Origin of the sequence: Streptomyces xiaopingdaonensis (assembly GCF_000262345.1) — a bacterium.
Lineage (GTDB): Bacteria > Actinomycetota > Actinomycetes > Streptomycetales > Streptomycetaceae > Streptomyces > Streptomyces xiaopingdaonensis.
The window spans coordinates 95,794-112,843 of record NZ_AJTQ01000063.1 but is presented as its reverse complement, the minus strand read 5'-3'; the positions used below and the strand labels follow the sequence as shown (position 1 = coordinate 112,843).

General features: G+C 71.5%; 18 protein-coding genes. 7 read left to right on the top strand and 11 right to left on the bottom strand.

From position 1 onward, the window contains the following. Positions 1–137: 137 nt before the first annotated feature. The 3 genes from UWG_RS0105475 to UWG_RS32960 all read right to left on the bottom strand — a co-directional run bounded on the left by UWG_RS0105475 (position 138) and on the right by UWG_RS32960 (position 2,358). The gene (locus UWG_RS0105475; RefSeq protein WP_016906196.1) at positions 138–560 is read right to left on the bottom strand and encodes an STAS domain-containing protein; all 423 of its coding nucleotides are present in this window, start codon (positions 558–560) and stop codon (positions 138–140) included. Positions 561–1,130: 570 nt separating this feature from the next. After that, positions 1,131–1,775, bottom strand: coding sequence for an ATP-binding cassette domain-containing protein (locus UWG_RS34225; RefSeq protein ID WP_420235612.1), 645 nt, complete (start codon positions 1,773–1,775; stop codon positions 1,131–1,133). Between the two features lie 256 nt (positions 1,776–2,031). Continuing rightward, a complete protein-coding gene (locus UWG_RS32960; protein ID WP_157838534.1) occupies positions 2,032–2,358 on the bottom strand; it encodes an NUDIX hydrolase in 327 nt (108 codons plus the stop codon). Between the two features lie 715 nt (positions 2,359–3,073). Between UWG_RS32960 and UWG_RS0105470 the strand changes: the two genes are divergently transcribed. Together UWG_RS0105470 and UWG_RS0105465 are read left to right on the top strand one after the other, a co-directional pair. After that, on the top strand, positions 3,074–3,568 hold the full coding sequence (locus UWG_RS0105470; protein WP_016906195.1) for a MerR family transcriptional regulator: 495 nt from the start codon (positions 3,074–3,076) through the stop codon (positions 3,566–3,568). Beyond that, positions 3,565–3,897: a thioredoxin family protein gene (locus UWG_RS0105465; RefSeq protein ID WP_016906194.1), complete on the top strand. Its 333-nt coding sequence runs from the start codon at positions 3,565–3,567 to the stop codon at positions 3,895–3,897. Before UWG_RS0105470 ends, UWG_RS0105465 begins: the two co-directional genes overlap by 4 nt. A gap of 678 nt (positions 3,898–4,575) precedes the next feature. On the opposite strand, the gene UWG_RS0105460 is transcribed toward UWG_RS0105465, so the two are convergent. Further along, positions 4,576–4,908, bottom strand: coding sequence for a hypothetical protein (locus UWG_RS0105460; RefSeq protein WP_016906193.1), 333 nt, complete (start codon positions 4,906–4,908; stop codon positions 4,576–4,578). 219 nt (positions 4,909–5,127) lie between these two features. On the opposite strand from UWG_RS0105460, the gene UWG_RS0105455 reads away from it, so the two are divergent. Together UWG_RS0105455 and UWG_RS0105450 are read left to right on the top strand one after the other, a co-directional pair. Next, the gene (locus tag UWG_RS0105455) at positions 5,128–5,931 is read left to right on the top strand and encodes a lantibiotic immunity ABC transporter MutE/EpiE family permease subunit (protein WP_016906192.1); all 804 of its coding nucleotides are present in this window, start codon (positions 5,128–5,130) and stop codon (positions 5,929–5,931) included. A 1-nt stretch (position 5,932) separates the two neighbouring features. After that, entirely contained in the window at positions 5,933–6,691 is a 759-nt protein-coding gene (locus UWG_RS0105450) for an ABC transporter ATP-binding protein (RefSeq protein WP_016906191.1), read from the top strand. Positions 6,692–6,750: 59 nt separating this feature from the next. Here the strand turns inward: UWG_RS0105450 and UWG_RS0105445 are convergent, their stop codons facing one another. The 7 genes from UWG_RS0105445 to UWG_RS0105415 all read right to left on the bottom strand — a co-directional run bounded on the left by UWG_RS0105445 (position 6,751) and on the right by UWG_RS0105415 (position 11,973). Next, positions 6,751–7,452: a helix-turn-helix domain-containing protein gene (locus UWG_RS0105445; RefSeq protein ID WP_016906190.1), complete on the bottom strand. Its 702-nt coding sequence runs from the start codon at positions 7,450–7,452 to the stop codon at positions 6,751–6,753. A gap of 122 nt (positions 7,453–7,574) precedes the next feature. After that, a complete protein-coding gene (locus UWG_RS29515) occupies positions 7,575–7,919 on the bottom strand; it encodes a DUF2511 domain-containing protein (RefSeq protein WP_016906189.1) in 345 nt (114 codons plus the stop codon). A 101-nt stretch (positions 7,920–8,020) separates the two neighbouring features. Next, positions 8,021–8,968, bottom strand: a complete 948-nt coding sequence (locus UWG_RS0105435) for an ABC transporter ATP-binding protein (RefSeq protein ID WP_016906188.1) — start codon at positions 8,966–8,968, stop codon at positions 8,021–8,023. Next, a complete protein-coding gene (locus UWG_RS0105430; protein WP_016906187.1) occupies positions 8,965–9,759 on the bottom strand; it encodes a hypothetical protein in 795 nt (264 codons plus the stop codon). Before UWG_RS0105430 ends, UWG_RS0105435 begins: the two co-directional genes overlap by 4 nt. Next, complete coding sequence (locus UWG_RS0105425) at positions 9,759–10,391, bottom strand: hypothetical protein (protein ID WP_016906186.1); 633 nt, start codon at positions 10,389–10,391, stop codon at positions 9,759–9,761. The genes UWG_RS0105430 and UWG_RS0105425 overlap by 1 nt, the downstream gene beginning before the upstream one ends. 125 nt (positions 10,392–10,516) lie before the next feature. Then, positions 10,517–11,419, bottom strand: coding sequence for an anti-sigma factor (locus UWG_RS0105420; RefSeq protein ID WP_016906185.1), 903 nt, complete (start codon positions 11,417–11,419; stop codon positions 10,517–10,519). Continuing rightward, the gene (locus UWG_RS0105415) at positions 11,416–11,973 is read right to left on the bottom strand and encodes an RNA polymerase sigma factor (RefSeq protein WP_016906184.1); all 558 of its coding nucleotides are present in this window, start codon (positions 11,971–11,973) and stop codon (positions 11,416–11,418) included. Before UWG_RS0105415 ends, UWG_RS0105420 begins: the two co-directional genes overlap by 4 nt. Before the next feature lie 229 nt (positions 11,974–12,202). Between UWG_RS0105415 and UWG_RS32695 the strand changes: the two genes are divergently transcribed. The 3 genes from UWG_RS32695 to UWG_RS0105400 all read left to right on the top strand — a co-directional run bounded on the left by UWG_RS32695 (position 12,203) and on the right by UWG_RS0105400 (position 17,030). Next, positions 12,203–12,373: a gallidermin/nisin family lantibiotic gene (locus UWG_RS32695; protein WP_019547644.1), complete on the top strand. Its 171-nt coding sequence runs from the start codon at positions 12,203–12,205 to the stop codon at positions 12,371–12,373. A gap of 86 nt (positions 12,374–12,459) precedes the next feature. Then, positions 12,460–15,675: a lantibiotic dehydratase gene (locus UWG_RS0105405; protein ID WP_016906182.1), complete on the top strand. Its 3,216-nt coding sequence runs from the start codon at positions 12,460–12,462 to the stop codon at positions 15,673–15,675. Next, positions 15,672–17,030: a lanthionine synthetase C family protein gene (locus UWG_RS0105400; RefSeq protein ID WP_016906181.1), complete on the top strand. Its 1,359-nt coding sequence runs from the start codon at positions 15,672–15,674 to the stop codon at positions 17,028–17,030. The genes UWG_RS0105405 and UWG_RS0105400 overlap by 4 nt, the downstream gene beginning before the upstream one ends. Positions 17,031–17,050: the final 20 nt, after the last annotated feature.

Genomic DNA, 17,050 nt, shown 5'->3' with positions numbered 1-17,050 from the left:
CTGCGGCGGGGCGGGACGGGTCTGAGGCCCGTCCCGCCCCGCAGCGTTTGCCGCCTCTGCCTGCTGCGTTCCGCGATGCCGGCCCGATCCGGTGCCGGGCCGCCTTCTGGCCTGCGTCCGCGGCGCCGGTTCCCGTCTCACGGGTGCGGTGGGCGGGCCTCCGGAAGCCTCGGGGCGGAAACCGGCGCGAGGAGGGAACGCAGGCCCAGGATCTCCAGCAGCCGCAGCACCTTCGGGTCGTCGCAGACGAGCACGTACTCGCCCTGCTCCTGGGTCACCCGGGCGTGGAGCTCCTCGACGAGCGTCAGGCCGCTGCCGTCGATGAACGTGACGGGGCGGAGATCGACGGTGAGGTAAGGCCGCTCGGTCCTGAGCGCGTCGGCGAGCCTGGGAGCGGCGTCGACCACCGCCAACAGGTCGATCTCACCGAGGAATTCGGCGAGGACCCGACGCCCGGAGGTCACCACGCGCACGGCGCCCGCGGCGCCGCCGGGCACGACGGGCGGCGGGCTGAGCGGGAACGGGCCCCCGCGGTCGGCGGGGGATGCCTTGGATGCCATGAGGGACCTTGGAGTGGGGCACGCCCGGGCGCACAGCGCACCGGCTACTGGGTGGGGCCGAGCCGTATACGCGGGTATACGGGTATGTGCGGCCCGCAAGCATAGGCAGCACTGACACCGGCTCAGGGGTGTCCTTCCGTATTGCTCACTCCATTGAGTGAGGCTTGTACATCTGGCTTGCCGGAACGGGTTTTCGTCTTGGTCGGCCGCGACGCGCGAAGGCGTGTAGCCGGCCTGTTCTTCCAACTTCCTTGTGACCACCGGTATTTGATGACCCCTCTTTTGTCGGCTGAGAAACGCACGGAGGCCGCCGAAGGCTCGAGGAGTCCCTCGCCTTACGGGCACACGTGAGCGCGACGAGGCACCGCGTGCGGGCGCGCGGCGCCCGCACGCGCCTCGGCTGTCCGGGCTCGGGCGGCAGGATCATGGCGTGCCCGCTCCGGAACAGACGCAGTTGTGAGCGCTTCCCTCTCCCGGCCGGGTCCTGGCGTGGGACGGCAGGGCACTTGTCGCCGGGAGTCGCCCTGGCCGAGATCCGGTTCGTCGGCGTGAGTATCGTCGCGTCGCCCGTCACCGTCTCGGCCTCCGCCGTTGGCTGCTCCGCCGGGCTCGCGAACCGGGCGGCCCGGAGGTCGTACAGCCGTCGGTAGATGCCTCCCTCGGCGAAGACGTACACCAGGTCGTCCATGCGTACGAGGCGAGCCTGCGGGCGATCAGAACCACGGTCTGCCCTCGGTCGACGAGGCGGCGGATCTGGTCGAAGACGCGGAGCTCGGCGCGAGCGTCGAGGGCCGCGGTCGGCTCGTCCACGATGAGCAGCTGCGCCTCCCGACAACGAGCCCGTGCGATTCCGATCTTCTGGCACACGCCTCCCGATACCTGTTGACCGCCTCGGAAGCCTCGAACGAGGAGCGTGTCCACCCGCGGGGGGCAACCCGTAGATGGACAAGGCCGCGCCGCCGTGCACCGCGGCCTGCCGGAGGCGCCGCTCGGTCGGTTCTGCCTCGGGACGGCCCAGGGCGATGTTGGCCCTTGCCGCGGACGGCCAGCGGTAGAAGTCCTGGTTGACTGTGGCGACTTGGGTGACGAGCGACGAGCGATCGGCCTCCGCCCGTCCACTCCGCCCCCGAGGATGCGCCCGGGCTGCGGTGTGTACAGACCGGCGAGCAGCTTCACCAGCGTCGTCTTCCCCGAGCCGTTCTCACCTGCGAGCACCACCGCCTTCCCCGCCGGGATGGTGAGCGACACGTCCCTGAGGGCCGGACGCGCCTCGCTCCCCGGACAGCCGAAGGTGCCAACCGACCGCCGCCGTCCATGCCGTCGACCGCCCGGAGGAGCAGCACGCGGCCGTCGTCGCGTTGCAGCAGGACAGAGAGGCCGATCGGGCGCGAAGCTGCCTCTCCGACCGAGAGCGCGGACGCGGGCAACGACCGGACGTGCTCTGCTTCTCTCCCCGGCACGAGTGCGGCACTCATGCCGTCCATCCGAGGTCCGTGTAGCTCCAACCGGAGGCGATGCCCTCCAGTGCTGCTCCGGCGGACCACGTCAACTGCCCGGGCAGCGACAACCTGTGCCACCAGGCGAGTTCTGCACAGGGCACACCGTCCCCCTCCGACGGTGTGCCGTTTCGCCGACCGTCGCCGGGACGCAGCGAGGGTTCCCCGCTCCAGTGATGTACGCGGAAAACGCACTCGACGCGACCGTGCGCCGACTCGGTTCCTGCGACATGCAGCAGGTGGACGAGCTCCAACTCCTCCGCCTGCACGGAGACTCCGATGCCCTCTGCGGCTCGACGCACGGCACTGCTGCGTGCGCTCTATCCGACGACGACGCTCGAGGGCAGTTGCCACACCCCTGGTTGTCGAGCGGCGTACCGGGAGCGCCTGCCCAACAGCACCCGCTCGCCTCGTTCGAATAGCAGATGAGAGTCGACAACGACTTGGCGTGTACGCACAACTCCTCCTGAAAAGCTGCCCGTTCGGACGGATGCTCGGAAAAACGACGCTCCCAGGGGTGGCGTCACGGCTCGACGGGAGTGGATCGTCGAGTGAAAGTTCGATCGGCTCGAGTAAGGCCTCGGCTGTCCCAAGACGAGGCGGCAGAGGGCGGCGGCCGAGCTGTGCGATTCACCCTGGCGTGGCCGGCCACCCGGATCGGGGATTGCCCGGCCGCGCGAGCGGACGGGACGCCGTACTCATGCGCCGGCGTGCGCGTCGCACCGGGGCTCCGGGCGAGCAGGCAAGTCCCGCGGCCTTCCGGTGGTTTGCCGTGCTCGATCGCCTTGGTTCGTGTGCTCACCGAGAGCACCGCAGCAGTCGCTCTGGGTTCCATGCCGTCGACCCTAGAAGGGCCCGGCGACTCGACGGCAGTTATCCACAAGCTGAGCCGATGGACCACCCCTCGAGGTGAGCGGCTTACCCACAACTCGCCAGTTATCCACAGGCTTTGGCCCTGACGTGGACGTCAAGCCCTAGCGTCGAAGACCTCACTACGTCCCGCCCGCTGGAGGACCGATGCGCATCGGACAACTGGCACACCTCGCCGAGACCACCCCGCGCGCCCTGCGCTACTACGAGTCCCGAGGACTCCTCACTTCCCGCCGCGACGCACTGGGCCACCGCACCTACGACCCGGTTGCGGTGCTCCAACTCCTCCAGATCCGCGTGCTGCGGGAGGTCGGCTTCGGCCTGGAGGAGACGAAGCCGTTTCTCGACTGCCTGCAGGCCGGGCACACCGAGGGAGACGCCTGCTCGGCCTCGCTCGACGCCTACCGGAGCAAGCTCGCCGAACTCGACTCACTCACCGCTCGGTTGGATGCCGTGCGCCAGGAGATCGAGGACCGTCTCCGCCGTGCCGAGGAACATCCAGCACCGTCCGAGCCGGAAGGCAACGTTCCTGCCTGCATGTTGACCGGCACCGGCCTTCCTCTTTCCCCGTCCTCACCGGACCGTTCCGCGCAAGCGACCCCGCCGCCCCGACTCCCGGTTCCCCACAAGGAGAAGCGATGACAGCCACAGCCGACCTGCTCGCCGTCACCGACGCCGACTTCGAGAAGGAAGTGATCGATTCCCCCGTCCCCGTCCTCGTCGAATTCACCGCTTCGTGGTGTCCTCCGTGCCGGATGATGCTCCCGGTGCTCACCCGGCTCGCAGCTGAACGAGCAGGAGCCTTGAAGGTTCTGACCATGGACGTGGAGTCCAACCCTCGTACGCAGTCCGACTACTCGGTGCTCGCCATGCCGACACTGATCGGCTTCCGGGACGGGGAGCCGGTCACCTCCCTCGTGGGTGCCGTCTCGGGCCTCCGGCTCAGGGAACACTTTGCGGGGCTCCTGTGACGGCGCCAGGACCACACGCCCGCTGGGAAGCGGACGGGGGCAGGAGGCCGGCTTCCGCGAGCGCCCATCCGCCTCGGCGGATGGCAGAGGCTCGGCGCCGTCCCTTCCGGTCGACTGCTCGATACGGGCCCAGCTCTGGGCCATCACCGCGGAGACCGTCAGCGGCAGAATCGCGAGGCCCGCCTGCGGGCCGGAGGCACCGCGCCCGTGGGCAACCCGTTGGCCAGACTCTTCTGCGAGTCGCAGCAGACGGCAGTGCTGCGGGTATCGCGGGACGAACCTTCCAGCGCCGCAGACCGTCGAGTGAAGAAACGCAACCCGCGGAGCAGGGGAACGGGGCTCGTTCGAGGGCGGGCGAAGGAAGGACCGGTCGATGAGCCCGGAGCGTGTGAATCGTCAGCGGCCGGGAGGAATCCTTCCAAGCGGTGTCAAGTGGAACGGGCCGGCGCGAGGCGGATTGGAGGCACCCGACGGCGATCGGCGAAGCAGCGCCTGGCGAAGCGACTCCCGCTGAGGAGGTGCGGTAGCGAGCAGTGCAGCGTGATGCCGTGCCTGGCCGCTCGGGCGGAGCCTCATCGCGTTCCTCGTAGCGCGCAACGGCAACCCGCCGCAGTGAGGGGCCGGCCCGCCATCGCGGGCCGACCCCTCACGCCGAACGGGGAGGCGAACTCCCTCAGCTCACCAGTACCGCTTGACGTCGCAGTGCCGCTTGTAGTGCCCCTTGGGCACGTGGATGTTGCGCTCGGCCGCCTTCTTCGCCTTCTCCTTGGTGTTGCCGCTCCCGTCCGCCCGCTCGTACCTGATGGCGTTGTTGTCGCTGATCCGGACGATCTGGCACTGCACCGTCGCGTGCCAGGTCCTCATCACCGCCACGCTGCTGGACGGCGCGCCCGCTGCCTGCTCGGCGGCCGCCGCCGCGGGCGCGACGAAGCCGCCGAGAGCGAGTACGACGGTGGTTGCTGCGATTCCCCTGCGAAGCGTCTTCACGGATTCCTCCCGGTAGGTGGGCACGACGGCATCCGACCTGTACTCGGCCAACGACGCCGTTCTGACGCTCGCACCCCCGCTGCCCCCATGTCCTGCGATGGCAGCCCTTTTGGCAGTCGCCTGGCAGTCCTGCCGACGCCTCGCACAGGGAAGCGGATCTTTCACGCACATCGGGCGTGAACCGCAATCCTCCGGAGCGCTACGTACCCCCCGTCCACCGAACCGGTCCCTCTGGGAGATCGCATGACAGTCGAAACGTCGGCCCCGCCGCTCGCGCGCGGTCGCGACGCACCGTCGCTGGTGACGGTCGTCGGCACGGAGCTCATCCGCCATCGCCGCGGCTTCCTCCTCTGGTACCACCTCCTCGCCCCCGTGATCATCACGGTGCCGCTGTTCCTCGGCTCGCTCGGCTCCTCCGAGGCGAAGGCAGGGCGAACGTTCGAGGTCTTCCAGAACGTGACCCTGGAGTTCTGGGGCGTTCTCGTCCCGATGACTGCCGGCCTGGCCGCCGCCCTCTCCGTCCGGGCCGACCAGGACGCCTGGCGTCTGCTGCTCTCCTACGGCGTCCCGCGCGGCCGCTACTTCGTCGGCAAGGTCGCAGCCCTCGGCGTCCTCGGCTTCGTCTCCTCGACGGTCCTGCTGCTCATGCTGGCGCTCGGCGCCGCCCTCGCCGGTGCGTTCCCCGAAGCGATGGGGACGGTCCTGCCCGCGGTGTACCTGCCGTGGCTGGTCGGGCTCTCCATGACGGCCCTCGCCGTGCTCTGCGCGGTCGTCTGGGGCATGGGACCGAGCATCGGGGTCGGTGTGGCCGGGCTGCTCTGCGGTGCGCTCGTCTCCGACAAGGTCTTCTGGTTCGCAGTCCCCTTCGCCTGGCCGATGCGCGTCGTGCTGCCGCTCGCCGGCATCGGCCCGAACGGCGTGCCCCTTCCCGAAGACAGCCCGGTGAGAGACCCGTCAGCCATTCCCCTCGCACTCGGGCTCGCGGCTGCGCTGACGGCGGTCCTGATCGTCATCGGACGAATCCACATGAGCCGGAAGGAGATCTGAGATGCCCGGAGCACAACAGACAGACACTGCGCCCTCGACGCCGACCGAGAGTACGGCGCTCACCATCCGTGGCCTCCACAAGCACTACGGCTCGCACCGTGCCCTCGACGGTGTCGATCTGTCGGTGGAGACAGGGGAGGTCTACGGCCTCCTCGGCCCCAACGGCGCCGGCAAGACAACCCTGATGAAAGCCATGCTGGGCCTTCAGCGGCCCACGTCGGGGACGATCGATATCTTCGGCCGTCCTGTGGGCCGGGAGTCCCTTGCGCAGGTCGGAGCACTCATCGAAGTACCCGGTCTGTGGCCCACGTTGACGGCTGCCGAGACGATGAAGGTGCACGCTCGGCTGCGCGGCGTCCCTGAGGAATGGATCGCCCCCGCACTGCAGACGGTGAAGATGGACGGGGTGGGCGGCAGGCGCGTCGGAGCGTACTCGCTCGGTATGCGCTGGCGTCTCGGGATCGCCGTGGCTCTTCTCGCCCGCCCTCGGCTTCTCCTCCTCGACGAGCCGACGAACGGCCTGGACCCCGTAGGAATCAAGGAGATGCGCGGCATCATTCGGGCCCTCGCCGACGAGGGCGTGGCCATTCTCCTCGCCAGCCACCAGCTCGCGGAGGTTGCTCAGGTATGCGACCGGGTCCAGGTCCTCGTCGAAGGCCGTACGCGGTACGAGGGAGCGTTGGCCGGACTCGCACCGGACGGGGACCTCGAGCAGGGGTTCTTCCGCCTTGTGGAGTCAGCGGACGCACGCATCCGCTGACGGCCGTGCACGAGCCCCCGGAGTCGAGCGCCCGGGGGCCGGCACGGCCGAGTACCTCGTCAACTGGCGTCGCTGGACGAGAGATTGCGCCTGGCGACGACGTTCGGTCGTCCGTTGTTCCTGGCGACCGCCGCCATCAGCTCCGATCTGCGGGAGACACCGAAGGCGTCGTAGAGATGACGGATGCGGCGGTACATGGTGCGCTCGGAACAGTAGAAGCGCCGAGCGATCTCGGAGACCGTCAGCGTAGTGCCCAGCAGTCTCAACAACTCCTCGTCGTACGGACCGGGATGGCCGTCGGGTCGCGTCTCACCTGCAGCTTCAACGAAGGAAGAACGGCTGTGCTGACTCAGACCGACCACGGCGGAACTGTGGCTCATGCACCGTGCGCAGACGGCGTCGAGCTGCTCCCGGCTGGGATTGGCGAGGTTGAAGACGAGGTCGGCGCCCGAACGTATGGCGTGGTAGGCCTGATGCCCGGAGACATCATGCGTGACGGCGACGATCAGAGCGGTGGCCTGGTTGAGACGGACGGCACGCAACTCCTCGTTCTGGAACTCGGTCGTCGACGGCATCAGCAACGGCGCGGTGAGGACTGTCGTCTCTGAGGCGAGGTCCCGATAGGCGACGAAACGGATGTGGGGCAGCTGGGCCCGGAGTCTGCCGAGCGGTGTGTGGGGCGAGTCGAGTAGCTCGCGGAGTGCGTGGTGGGCGATGACCTGACGCCCGGGCCCCGTCGTGGGGCCCGCTTGCTCGAACAAGTTGGATCTCCCCCGTTGTGCTTACGGTTCTCCCTGGGGTTTGTCCCGCGGCCTCTACCGGTGGGATGAAACCGTGCTGGGGAGCCGGCGCGAGACCCGGAGAGCCCGCGCCGTCCCCTTCGCTACGAGTTGCAGAGCTTCAAGGTGCGGCTCAACACGGTGCCGAGGCTGATATCCCCGCCACCGCTCCCCGATGCGCGGATGGGCGCGACATCCGGGTAACCGGCTTGGCGCGCACGGTCGTTGAGCGCATAGGTCGTGCCTCCCTGCACGGTGAAGACGGCCTTGTCACCGTTGCGGCACTCGGCTGTGCCACGGGAGACGGTGAACGGCCAGGTGTAGGCGAAGTTCTCTTCGCCGATCTCCTGTTTTGTGCTCGTGGGGCTCGGCAACGGTGCCGGATCGGTGGTGGCTGGGTCGGCGCGCCCTTCGCCCTTGCAGCCGGCGGTGCCGGCGAGCGCCAGCACGGCGAGAGCCGCGCCGAGAAATGCGCCGTGGCGCCTGGTGTGCCTGCGCGATTCGGCGCGCGGAGCTGCAGCGGGTGGGGGGGCCGCGGGGCTCATCGTGGTTACTTCCTCTCGTGTGGATGCGGTTCTGCTGTGGACCGGGCCGTGCTGTGGCCTGCCGTGGCGTGAGCTCGGGTGGGGGCGTGGTCGCGGAGGAGAGCGGCGTAGCCGTCCTCCAGAGTGGGTTCGGCTGGTCGACCGCCGGCCGGGGCGGCGTCGGCAACCATCCGGTACTCGGCACCTGCTGACGTCGTGGCCGCGCTGACGACGTCTGCTTCCGGGGGCGGACCGCCGCCGACCTCTGTCGCGGTGACGGCCCAAGTGCGCCCGGCAGCCTGGCTGACGAGCGCGGCCGTGGTGTCGTGGAAGAGGAGCTTCCCCGAGTCGAGTACGGCGACCTCGCGGCAAGTCTGTGCGACGTCGTCGAGGATGTGGGTGGAGAGCAGCACGGTGCGCCCCCGTCCGAGTCCGGCGAGCAGCCTGCGGAACCGCATGCGCTCGTGCGGGTCGAGGCCCGTGGTCGGTTCGTCGACGACGAGTACGGTCGGCTCGCCCATGAGCGCCTGGGCGATGCCGACTCTGCGTTTCATGCCGCCGGAGTAACCGGAGAGGCGGCGTTCCGCGGCGTCCTCCAGGCCGACGTCACCGAGGTGTTCCTCGACCTGTCTGCGACGCTCGCGCTTGTCGTCGAGCCCCTTGAGGACGCCGATGTAGTCGAGGAACTCACGTGCCGTCAGGTCCGGGTAGAGGGAGAGCTCCTGCGGAAGGTAACCGAGTGTGCGTTTCACCGCGGTACGGCCCGCGGCCGTCGCGAGATCGTGCCCGGCGACCTCGACGGTGCCGGAGGTCGGGCGCAGGATGCCGGTGAGGACGCGCAGGAGTGTGGTCTTGCCCGCTCCGTTGGCACCGAGGAGCCCGACGGTGCCGCCTTCGACGTGGAGGCCGACGTCGTCGAGCGCGCGGTGGCCGCCGCGGTAGACCTTGGCGAGTCGGCGGGTGGTGATGTTCATGGCGCTCCGTGTCGTCGCAGTCGGGTGGCGAGGTGGCCGAGGGCGTAGCAGGCGAGGGCGAGCGCCACCACGAGGGCCAGGTTCAACAGGGCTGTCGCGTCGGTCACTTCGGGGCGTGCGAAGCCGGTGCTCTCGCGGCGTGCCCAGACCTCCGGAGCGTGGGCCCAGGCCACGAGCGGGTATCCGCCGAGCGGGCTGAACACGGTGCCCGTGGGTGTGGGGACGGGCGAGAGCGCGGGCGGGAACTGGACGGCCCACAGCCACGCGGCGACGAGGACACCGCGCGCGGCCGCTACCGGCATCAGCGCGCCGAGCAGCCCGCCGAGCGAGGCGGCAAGGAGCGCAGCGGGGAGTACGGCGGTGACGAGAGCGGTGAGCGTGGTGGCCAACGGCACGATCGAGGCGGCGGCAGCAGCGACGACGGCGCCGTAGAGCAGGAGAGGTACGGCGACGGGCGTGAGCGCGGTGAGCAGCGGCCCGAGCGAGGCGCCGAGGCTGCGCGAGAGGGCGGCGGTGGGGGTTGCCTCCAGTACGTCGGCGAGGCCGCGTGTCTCCATGCCTCTGCGGAGCCGGTCGGCGAGGGCGATGCCGACACCGAGGGCACAGAAGGTGTTGACCAGCACCACGACGGCGCCGACGCGGGCCGTCGGGTCGGTGTGGCCGGTGACGACGGGCGAGGTGACGGCGAGGAGCAGGCTGAGCGCGGTGAGCGGGACGACGGTGCCGAGGACCGCCTTGCGTCGTACCGCCATGAGCGCCTCGTAACGCACGGTGCACAGCAGCGCGTTCATCAGACCTCCTGCAGGCGCAGGGCGAAGCGCTCGGCGTCGGCGAGGGTGCGCAGGGCGAGCAGGAAGAGAGCGCCGCCTACGAGAAGCGCCCAGGGCGCTTGGACGGTGGCCTGCGGGACGGCCTGATCGAGGAGGAGGACCTTGGCGACGACGACGGCGGCGACCGTTCCGGTGGCGGCAGCGCCCGAGCCGAAGCGTACGGCGGACCAGACGGCGGTTCCGCTCAACAGGACGGTGTGGGCGAGGAGTTCGACGAGGGTCGCGGCGGGCGCCGGGGAACTCCCCGTGGCCAGGAGGGCTGCGACGAGGAGGAGCGCGGAGACGGCCGAAGCTTCGCCGACGAGGGTCAGGCGGCGGGTGACGGTACGGGGGTAGCCGGTGGGCAGCGTCATGTGGAGCTCGGCCATGGGCTCGCGTACGACCACGGTGGCGCAGGCGAGTGCTGTCGCGACGGGCAGGGCGCACTCGAGCACGAGGCGTCCGAGGAGGGTCCCTTCCGGTGGGCCCGCCGAGAACGCGGCGAACGCGGCGACGGCGGCGAGCACGGGCAGCAGGAGCGCGGTTCTCCCGCAGCGACGGGCTTCCTGGGCCCAAGAGGCCTGCGGCGACGCGGTGTTGGATGCGGTGCGCATGTCTGTGGCCCCCTCTCGGCGTGGTCGGTGTCTGGTGGGAGGTACCGCCTCCCCTGCCGGTAACGGGGGGAGCCGGGCACGGGAGGCGGTACGTGCGTGTACGTAGCGGCTGGGCGGCGGGCGGTTCACGCGGGTTCGGCGGGGGTGTCGGAAGAGCGGCGGACCTGGCGCACGGCCCAGGCGAGGAGGAGCGCGGAGAGGGCGAGCGTCCACCAGGAGGTCGTCAGGAGCGGGTCGAGGACGACGGCGAGCGGGCTGGTGAGGAGGCCGTCGGGTCCGGTCAGGACGCTCAGCAGCCAGATCGCCGCACCGGCCGAGGCCCCGGTGGCGGCGCCGAGCCGGAGGGAGAGGGCGAGGGCAGCGGTGGAGGCGAGGAGGCCCTGTCCGAGCCAGCCGGAGACGGCCGTCCACCAGCCGAGGTCGCCGAGGAGCGCGGAGCAGCCGAGCGCGAGCAGCAGGTCGAGGGTGAGCACGGCTGTGGTGCGGGCGAGGAAGACGCTCGTCGGCGAGGTCGGGAGGGTGTGCATCAGCTCGTGTCTTGGGTCGGTTCTGGGGGAGCTGACGAGGAGGGCGCCGAGCAGGAGGACGAGGACCGCGGCGGCGGAGAAGGCGCGGAGCGTCGTGCTCGGGTCGCCGAGGAGCGGTGCGAGCAGAGCGGCGGCGAGGAGGCCGGCCGCGCTGAGCGGCGCCCAGGCTCGGGGGAGCAGCTTCGCCTGGCGCTGGACGAGTTGTCCGGCGAGGCGGAGCGTGCGCGCGGGTGACGGACGGTGGGGCGCCGTCGACAGGACGGGCTGCGGTTGCGGGGCGGTCGGCGGGGTGAGGGCCGGAGCGACGAGGGCGTCGAAGGAGGGCGCGGCTGCGGTGCGCGCCGCTTCGTCGGTGCGGACGGCGTCGGTGATGCCCTGCCACCAGGCGAGGCGGCTGCGGCAGGCGGCGCATTCTGCGAGGTGCGCGGGGCGCGCCTCGTCCGCGGTCGATGTGGCGAGGGCTGCGAGGGCGTCGTCCTCCAGGTGGGGTGGTTGCTTCATCGTCGCGCCGTTCCTTCCAGCCGCGTGGCGGCGAGCATGTTGCCGAGCCGCTTGCGGGCGTGCGACATGCGGCTTTTGACGGTACCGACGGGGATCTCCAGCACCTCCGCCACCTCCGGGTAGGCCAGGTCTTCGACGAGCACGAGCGCGAGGACTTCGCGCAGGTGTTCCGGCAGGGCCCTGACGGCCGTGCGCAGTGCGTCGCGCTCGGCTGCGACGACGACCTGTTCCTCGACGCCGGGGGCGGGGTCGGGGACCTCGTACGCCTCGGCGAGGTCGGCGAAGCGGGGACGGGAGCGGCGCAGCTGGTTGTGTGCCTGCCGCCGTGCGACGCCCAACAGCCAGCTGCGCACGGAGGATTCGCCTCGGAAGCCCGTAGCGGAGCGCCAGACGGCCAGCCATGACTCCTGGAGGATCTCCTCGGCTACGCCCTGGTCCGAAGTGAGCCTGCGGATGAGGCGCAGCATGGCGGCAGCGTGTCTCTCGTACAGGTCCCGCAGGGCCGACTGGTCGCCGTGCGCGGCAGCGGTCAGCAGAGTCTCGTCGGAACACACATCTTGTGTGTAGCGCTGCTGACGGACGCGGTTCACGGTTGTCTGCGCAATTCCCCAAGAAGGTTGCGGCACGGCCTCCGCCGCGCGCCCCTCGGGTGCGCCCCTGCCACGAACCTGCCATCACTGCCATTTCCCCAGCTACCCGGTGAGTCGGGAGGCACAGACGTGCTTGCGTATAACTCGGATCGATCCGGTGCACACCTGTCTGTTCTCGACGAAGGAGGCCGATGTGGGTATCAACTCTCCCGCTGACGTGAGGAACGACGAGGGGCTGCTCGACCTCGACCTGGAGATCGGTGTGGAGAAGTCGGTGGCCGGCCCGGCCGTCACCAGCATCTCCTACTGCACCCCGGGCTGCACCAGTGAGGGCGGCGGCTCCGGCTGCAGCCACTGCTGCTGACACCCGTGCCGGGGAGGGACCGCGCGTCCCTCCCCGGCACGACCCGCCCGCGGCCGGGCACCGGAAGCAGACGACCAGGGGGAGACATGCGGGAGCCGAGCATCTCGGACACGCACCGCAGGGACGGCGTGCCGCTTTTCAGGGCGGCCGACCTCTTCCTGTGCAGGTCCCCACTGAACCCGCGGGCGCCCGGGCTGCCCACCGGGCATGCGGGCGAACCGCGCCAGCGGGAGGCGTGCGCCGCGGTGCTGGCGTCCGCCGGGGAGGACGCCGAGCTCCACGAGGCGCTGCTCCTCGCCTCCCCCAGCCTCGCCTCGCTCGTCGACAGGGTCCGCGAGCACGGAGCGGAGGGGATCACCGACGCGCGCCTGCGCCGCGCGTCGCTGGCCGTGCTCAGGTACGACGTGCGCAGGCGCACCCGTCCGACGCCGTTCGGCCTCTTCGCGGGCGTCGCGGTCGGGACGTTCGACTCGACGGCGAAGGCGGAACGCGGCCCGGCGCACCGAACGCGCACCCACGTCGACATGCAGTGGCTCACCAGAGTGGGGAACCGGCTGGAAGCCGACGCAGCGGTCCTCTCGTCCCTCAACGTCCAGGCACATCAGGGGCTCCGCGTGCGAGGCGACCGCCTCGTGCTCGCCTACCCGTCCACCCGCGGCCTCCCGCCGCGCGGCGACGGGCCCGACAGGTCGACGGTCTCCGTGCGGCGCACACCTCTCGTCGCCGAGGCCGTGGCGAAGGCGCGGTGCCCCGTGCCGTACGGAAAGCTCGTCGGGGATCTCTCCGCAGCGTTCCCCGAGGTAGCGGTGGAGCGCGTGCGTACGCTCCTCGCCGCGCTGGTCCGGGAGGAGTTGCTGATCACCGAGGTCCGCCCGCCGCTCGACGGCGGCGACCCGCTCCGGCACGTGCTCGACGTCCTCGACCGAGCGGCATGTGGGGACGGGACGTCGGGGGAGACGGAGGAGCTGCGGCGGGCCCTGCACCGACTCGACAACGCGCGGCACGCGTACGACGCGCTCCCCGTCGGCGCCGGCGCGGGGCGGCTCCGGCACCTCCTCGACACCGCTCGCGCAGCGGAGCCGGACGACACTCCGCTCCACATCGACACGCGGCTCGACACCGAGCTGCGGCTCCCGCACGTCGTCCGCTCCGAGGTCGAGCGCGCCGCCGAGGTGATGTGGCGCCTCTCCCGCCCCAAGCTCGGTCTCTTCGCCCTCCGCGAGTACCACCGCCGCTTCCTCGACGTCTACGGCGCCGACCGTCTCGTCCCTGTGCTGGAGCTCCTCGACGAGGCGACGGGCCTCGGTGCCCCTGCCGGGTACGGCTGGCCGAACAGCGAGGCCCCCGAGGTGCCGCCCGAGGACGCGCGCTCGGTGGGCAGGGACCGTGCGATGGCCCGCCTCGTCGCCCGCGCCCAACGGGCCGGACGCCGCGAAGTGGTCCTGAGCGACGCGGAGTTGGCGGAATTCGTGCGCGGCTCGGCGGACCCTGCCGACCTGCCTGCCTCGTGCGAGGTCACCGTCCAGGTGACGGCACCGGGCGCCGACGCGCTCGGCGAGGGCGAGTTCCGCGTCTTCCTCTCTCCCTCGCCGGGCTCGCACCGGGCCGGGTCGACTTTCGCACGGTTCGCGGACCTCGACACGGAGTGGCGGGCCCGCTTCTCCGCGCTCCACCGGGACGTCCCCGCGCACGTGGCGGGCGCCGGCCCCGTGGACCTCGCCTTCCGGCCGCGCGGTGGTCGAGCCGCCAACCTCGCGCACACGGTCCCGGGCACCGGCAGGCGGATCTCGGTCGGCGTGCCGGACGCGGTGGGCGTCGAGGAGCTGCCGATCGAGGAGGTCGGTATCGGCGCGACCTTGGAGCGGATGACGGCGGTCCACCTGCCGACCGGCCGCGAACTCGTCCCCGTTCTGGGCAACATGGTCAGCGCGCCGGCCCAAGCGCCCAACGCGGTGCGGCTGCTGTGGGAGATCGGACTCGAGGGCCAGCGGCTGTGGGAGCCGTGGAACTGGGGGCCGCTCGCGGACGCGCCTTTCGTGCCGCGCGTCCGCCACGGCCGGTTCGTCCTCGCCAGCGCCGTCTGGCGGCTCGACGAACTGCGGGCGGCAGCCGAGGAGTCGGGCGCGGGCTGGGAGGCGACCCTCGCACGGTGGCGGGAGTGGTGGCAGGTGCCGCGGCTCGTCCTCGCCGTCGCAGCCGACCAGCGACTCACGCTCGATCTCGACGACGCCTGGCACCGCGAGCTCCTCCGCGACCAGCTCTGCCGCAACCCGGAACTGATCGCGCAGGAGGTCCCGGGAGAGCACGAGGGTTGGCTGGAGAGTCCCTTCGCCGGACACGCGACGGAGTTGGTCGTCCCGCTCACCCGCCGCCCCGACGTCCCGCCGCGGCGCGGGTACGCGGGACGCCACCAGCCGGAGCGCACCGTGCACGGGCTCGGCGGCAACTGGATCTACCTCAAACTGCACGGCCCGGCCCGCTGCCAGGACGCGCTCCTCCGCGACCACCTGCCCGCGCTCGTCAACCTCGCCGGCGAGAAGGGAGCCGACGGCTGGTTCTTCCTCCGCTACACCGACCCGTCCGGGCACCACCTCCGTGTACGCCTCCACGCGGAAGCCGCCGACCGCCTGTGGGGGCGGGTGGCACCGGCCGTCGGCGCCCTGCTCGGGGAGTGGCAGCGCGCCGGTCTCGTCCGCAGCCACACGCTGGCGCAGTACGACCCGGAGACGGAACGGTACGGAGGCCCCACGGCACAACACCTCGCCGAGCAGGTCTTCCGGTACGACAGCGAGGCGGCGCTGGAACTGCTCCGCCTCGCCAAGGAGCCGGAGAACGACCACGACGTGGAGAGCCTCGCCGCCGTTTCCGTCGCCTCCCTCGCCCACGCCTTCGGCCCACCGGGCCCCGAAGACCCGCTCCTCGCGGGCGACTTCGGGGACGACTCGGCTGCGGCCTGGCTCTCCATGACGGGCTCGCGCCGGGACCTTCCCCAGGAGTACCGGGCGGGCGCCGGACGGTGGCGACGCCTGGTCGACCCGTACGCCGGCTTCCCCGCGCTCACCGGCGACGGTACGGGGCAGCGGATACGCGAGGCCCTGCTGCCGCGCGACGAGGCGGTGCGGCGGCTCGCCGCGCGCGTCCGCGAGGCGTCGTCGACGCCGCGGGGCCGCGTCGTCGGCAGCCTCCTCCACATGGCCTGCAACCGTCTCTTCGGCGGGGACAGCGCGCAGGAGGCGAAAGTGCTCGGCATCGCACGCGGAGCCGTCCAGGACAACCTCAACCGGCGGAGGCACCACGCATGAAGCAGACCTGCACCGTCAGCGCGGAGGAGGCGGTCTCCCTCGTCGCCGAGCGCCTCGCCGACCCCGCGCACACCGCCGCCGTGGCCTCCAGGGACGACAACCGCGACCCGATCTACGACGCCGTCATGTGGGGCCCGACGACCCTCGCCAACGGACTCCCCGGCACCGCGCTCCTCTACGGCGAGCTCGCCCGCACCGACGAGCGGTGGCGCACCGTGGCACACCGCCACCTCCAGGCCGCCGCCGGTGCGATGGCGGCGTCGCCGAGTCACGGTCTCTTCTCCGGCCCTGCCTCGTTGCTGGCCGCCGCCCAGACCTGCGCAGGCCCCGACGGCCATTACGCCACGCTGCGTTCGCGGCTGGCCCGCTGGGTCGCCGACGACCAGGCGACGAGGCTGCGCGCCTTCGACGCCCGCGCCCGCACCCCCGGCGTCGGCTGGGGCGCCTACGACCTCGTCAACGGCCTCTCGGGGACGGCGCGGCTGCTCCTCGACTCCGCGACGGACCCTGCGGAGACGAGCCCGGAGGTCGAGTCGGCGCTCGACGCCTCCCTGCGCCACCTCGTCCGTCTCACCGAGCCGGTCCGTGTCGGCGCGGACGTGCTCCCCGGCTGGTGGGTTCCGGCCGAACTCCAGGTCAGCGACCGTGACCGCAGGACCTATCCGGGCGGTGACCTCAACCTCGGTATGGCACACGGCATTGCGGGCCCTCTCTCGGTCCTCGCCGAGTCCTGCACCGCCGGGCGCGAGGTTCCCGGCACACGCGACGCCGTGCGCCGCATCGCCGAGTGGCTCATCGGCTGGACGCTCCACGACGACGCCGGCCCCTACTGGCCGGCCCGTGTCCCCCGCGAGGACGAGACGGCATCCGGCTCGAAGCGCCCCTCGGCGCTCTTCACCCGGACCGCCTGGTGCTACGGCACGCCGGGCGTCGCCGCCGCGCTCCACCGCGCCGGCTGCGCACTCGGCGAGGAGCCGTGGTGCCGTGCCGCGGTCACCGCGTTGGAGACGGCGCTGCGGCGCGACCCGTCGAGGTGGGCGATCGAGGGTCCGACCCTCTGCCACGGGTACGCGGGTCTCCTCCGCATCGTCCTGCGCGTGGCGGACGAAGCCGGCAGCGCGGAGCTCGCCGCCCACGCCGAGCCCGTACGCCGCCGGGTCCTCGAACTCGCCGACGAATCAGCCCCGTTCGGCTTCCGGCACCTCATGCGCTATCCGGCCGCGGCCCGATCCCCCGATCCGCACCGCGCGTTGAACGTGGCGGGGCTGCTGGAGGGCGCGGCAGGGGTGGCGCTCGCTCTCCTTCCCCCGGAGACGTCCCCGCTCGCCTGGGACCGCTGCCTGGGGCTGGCGTGAGGGGACGGGCAGCAGTGTCC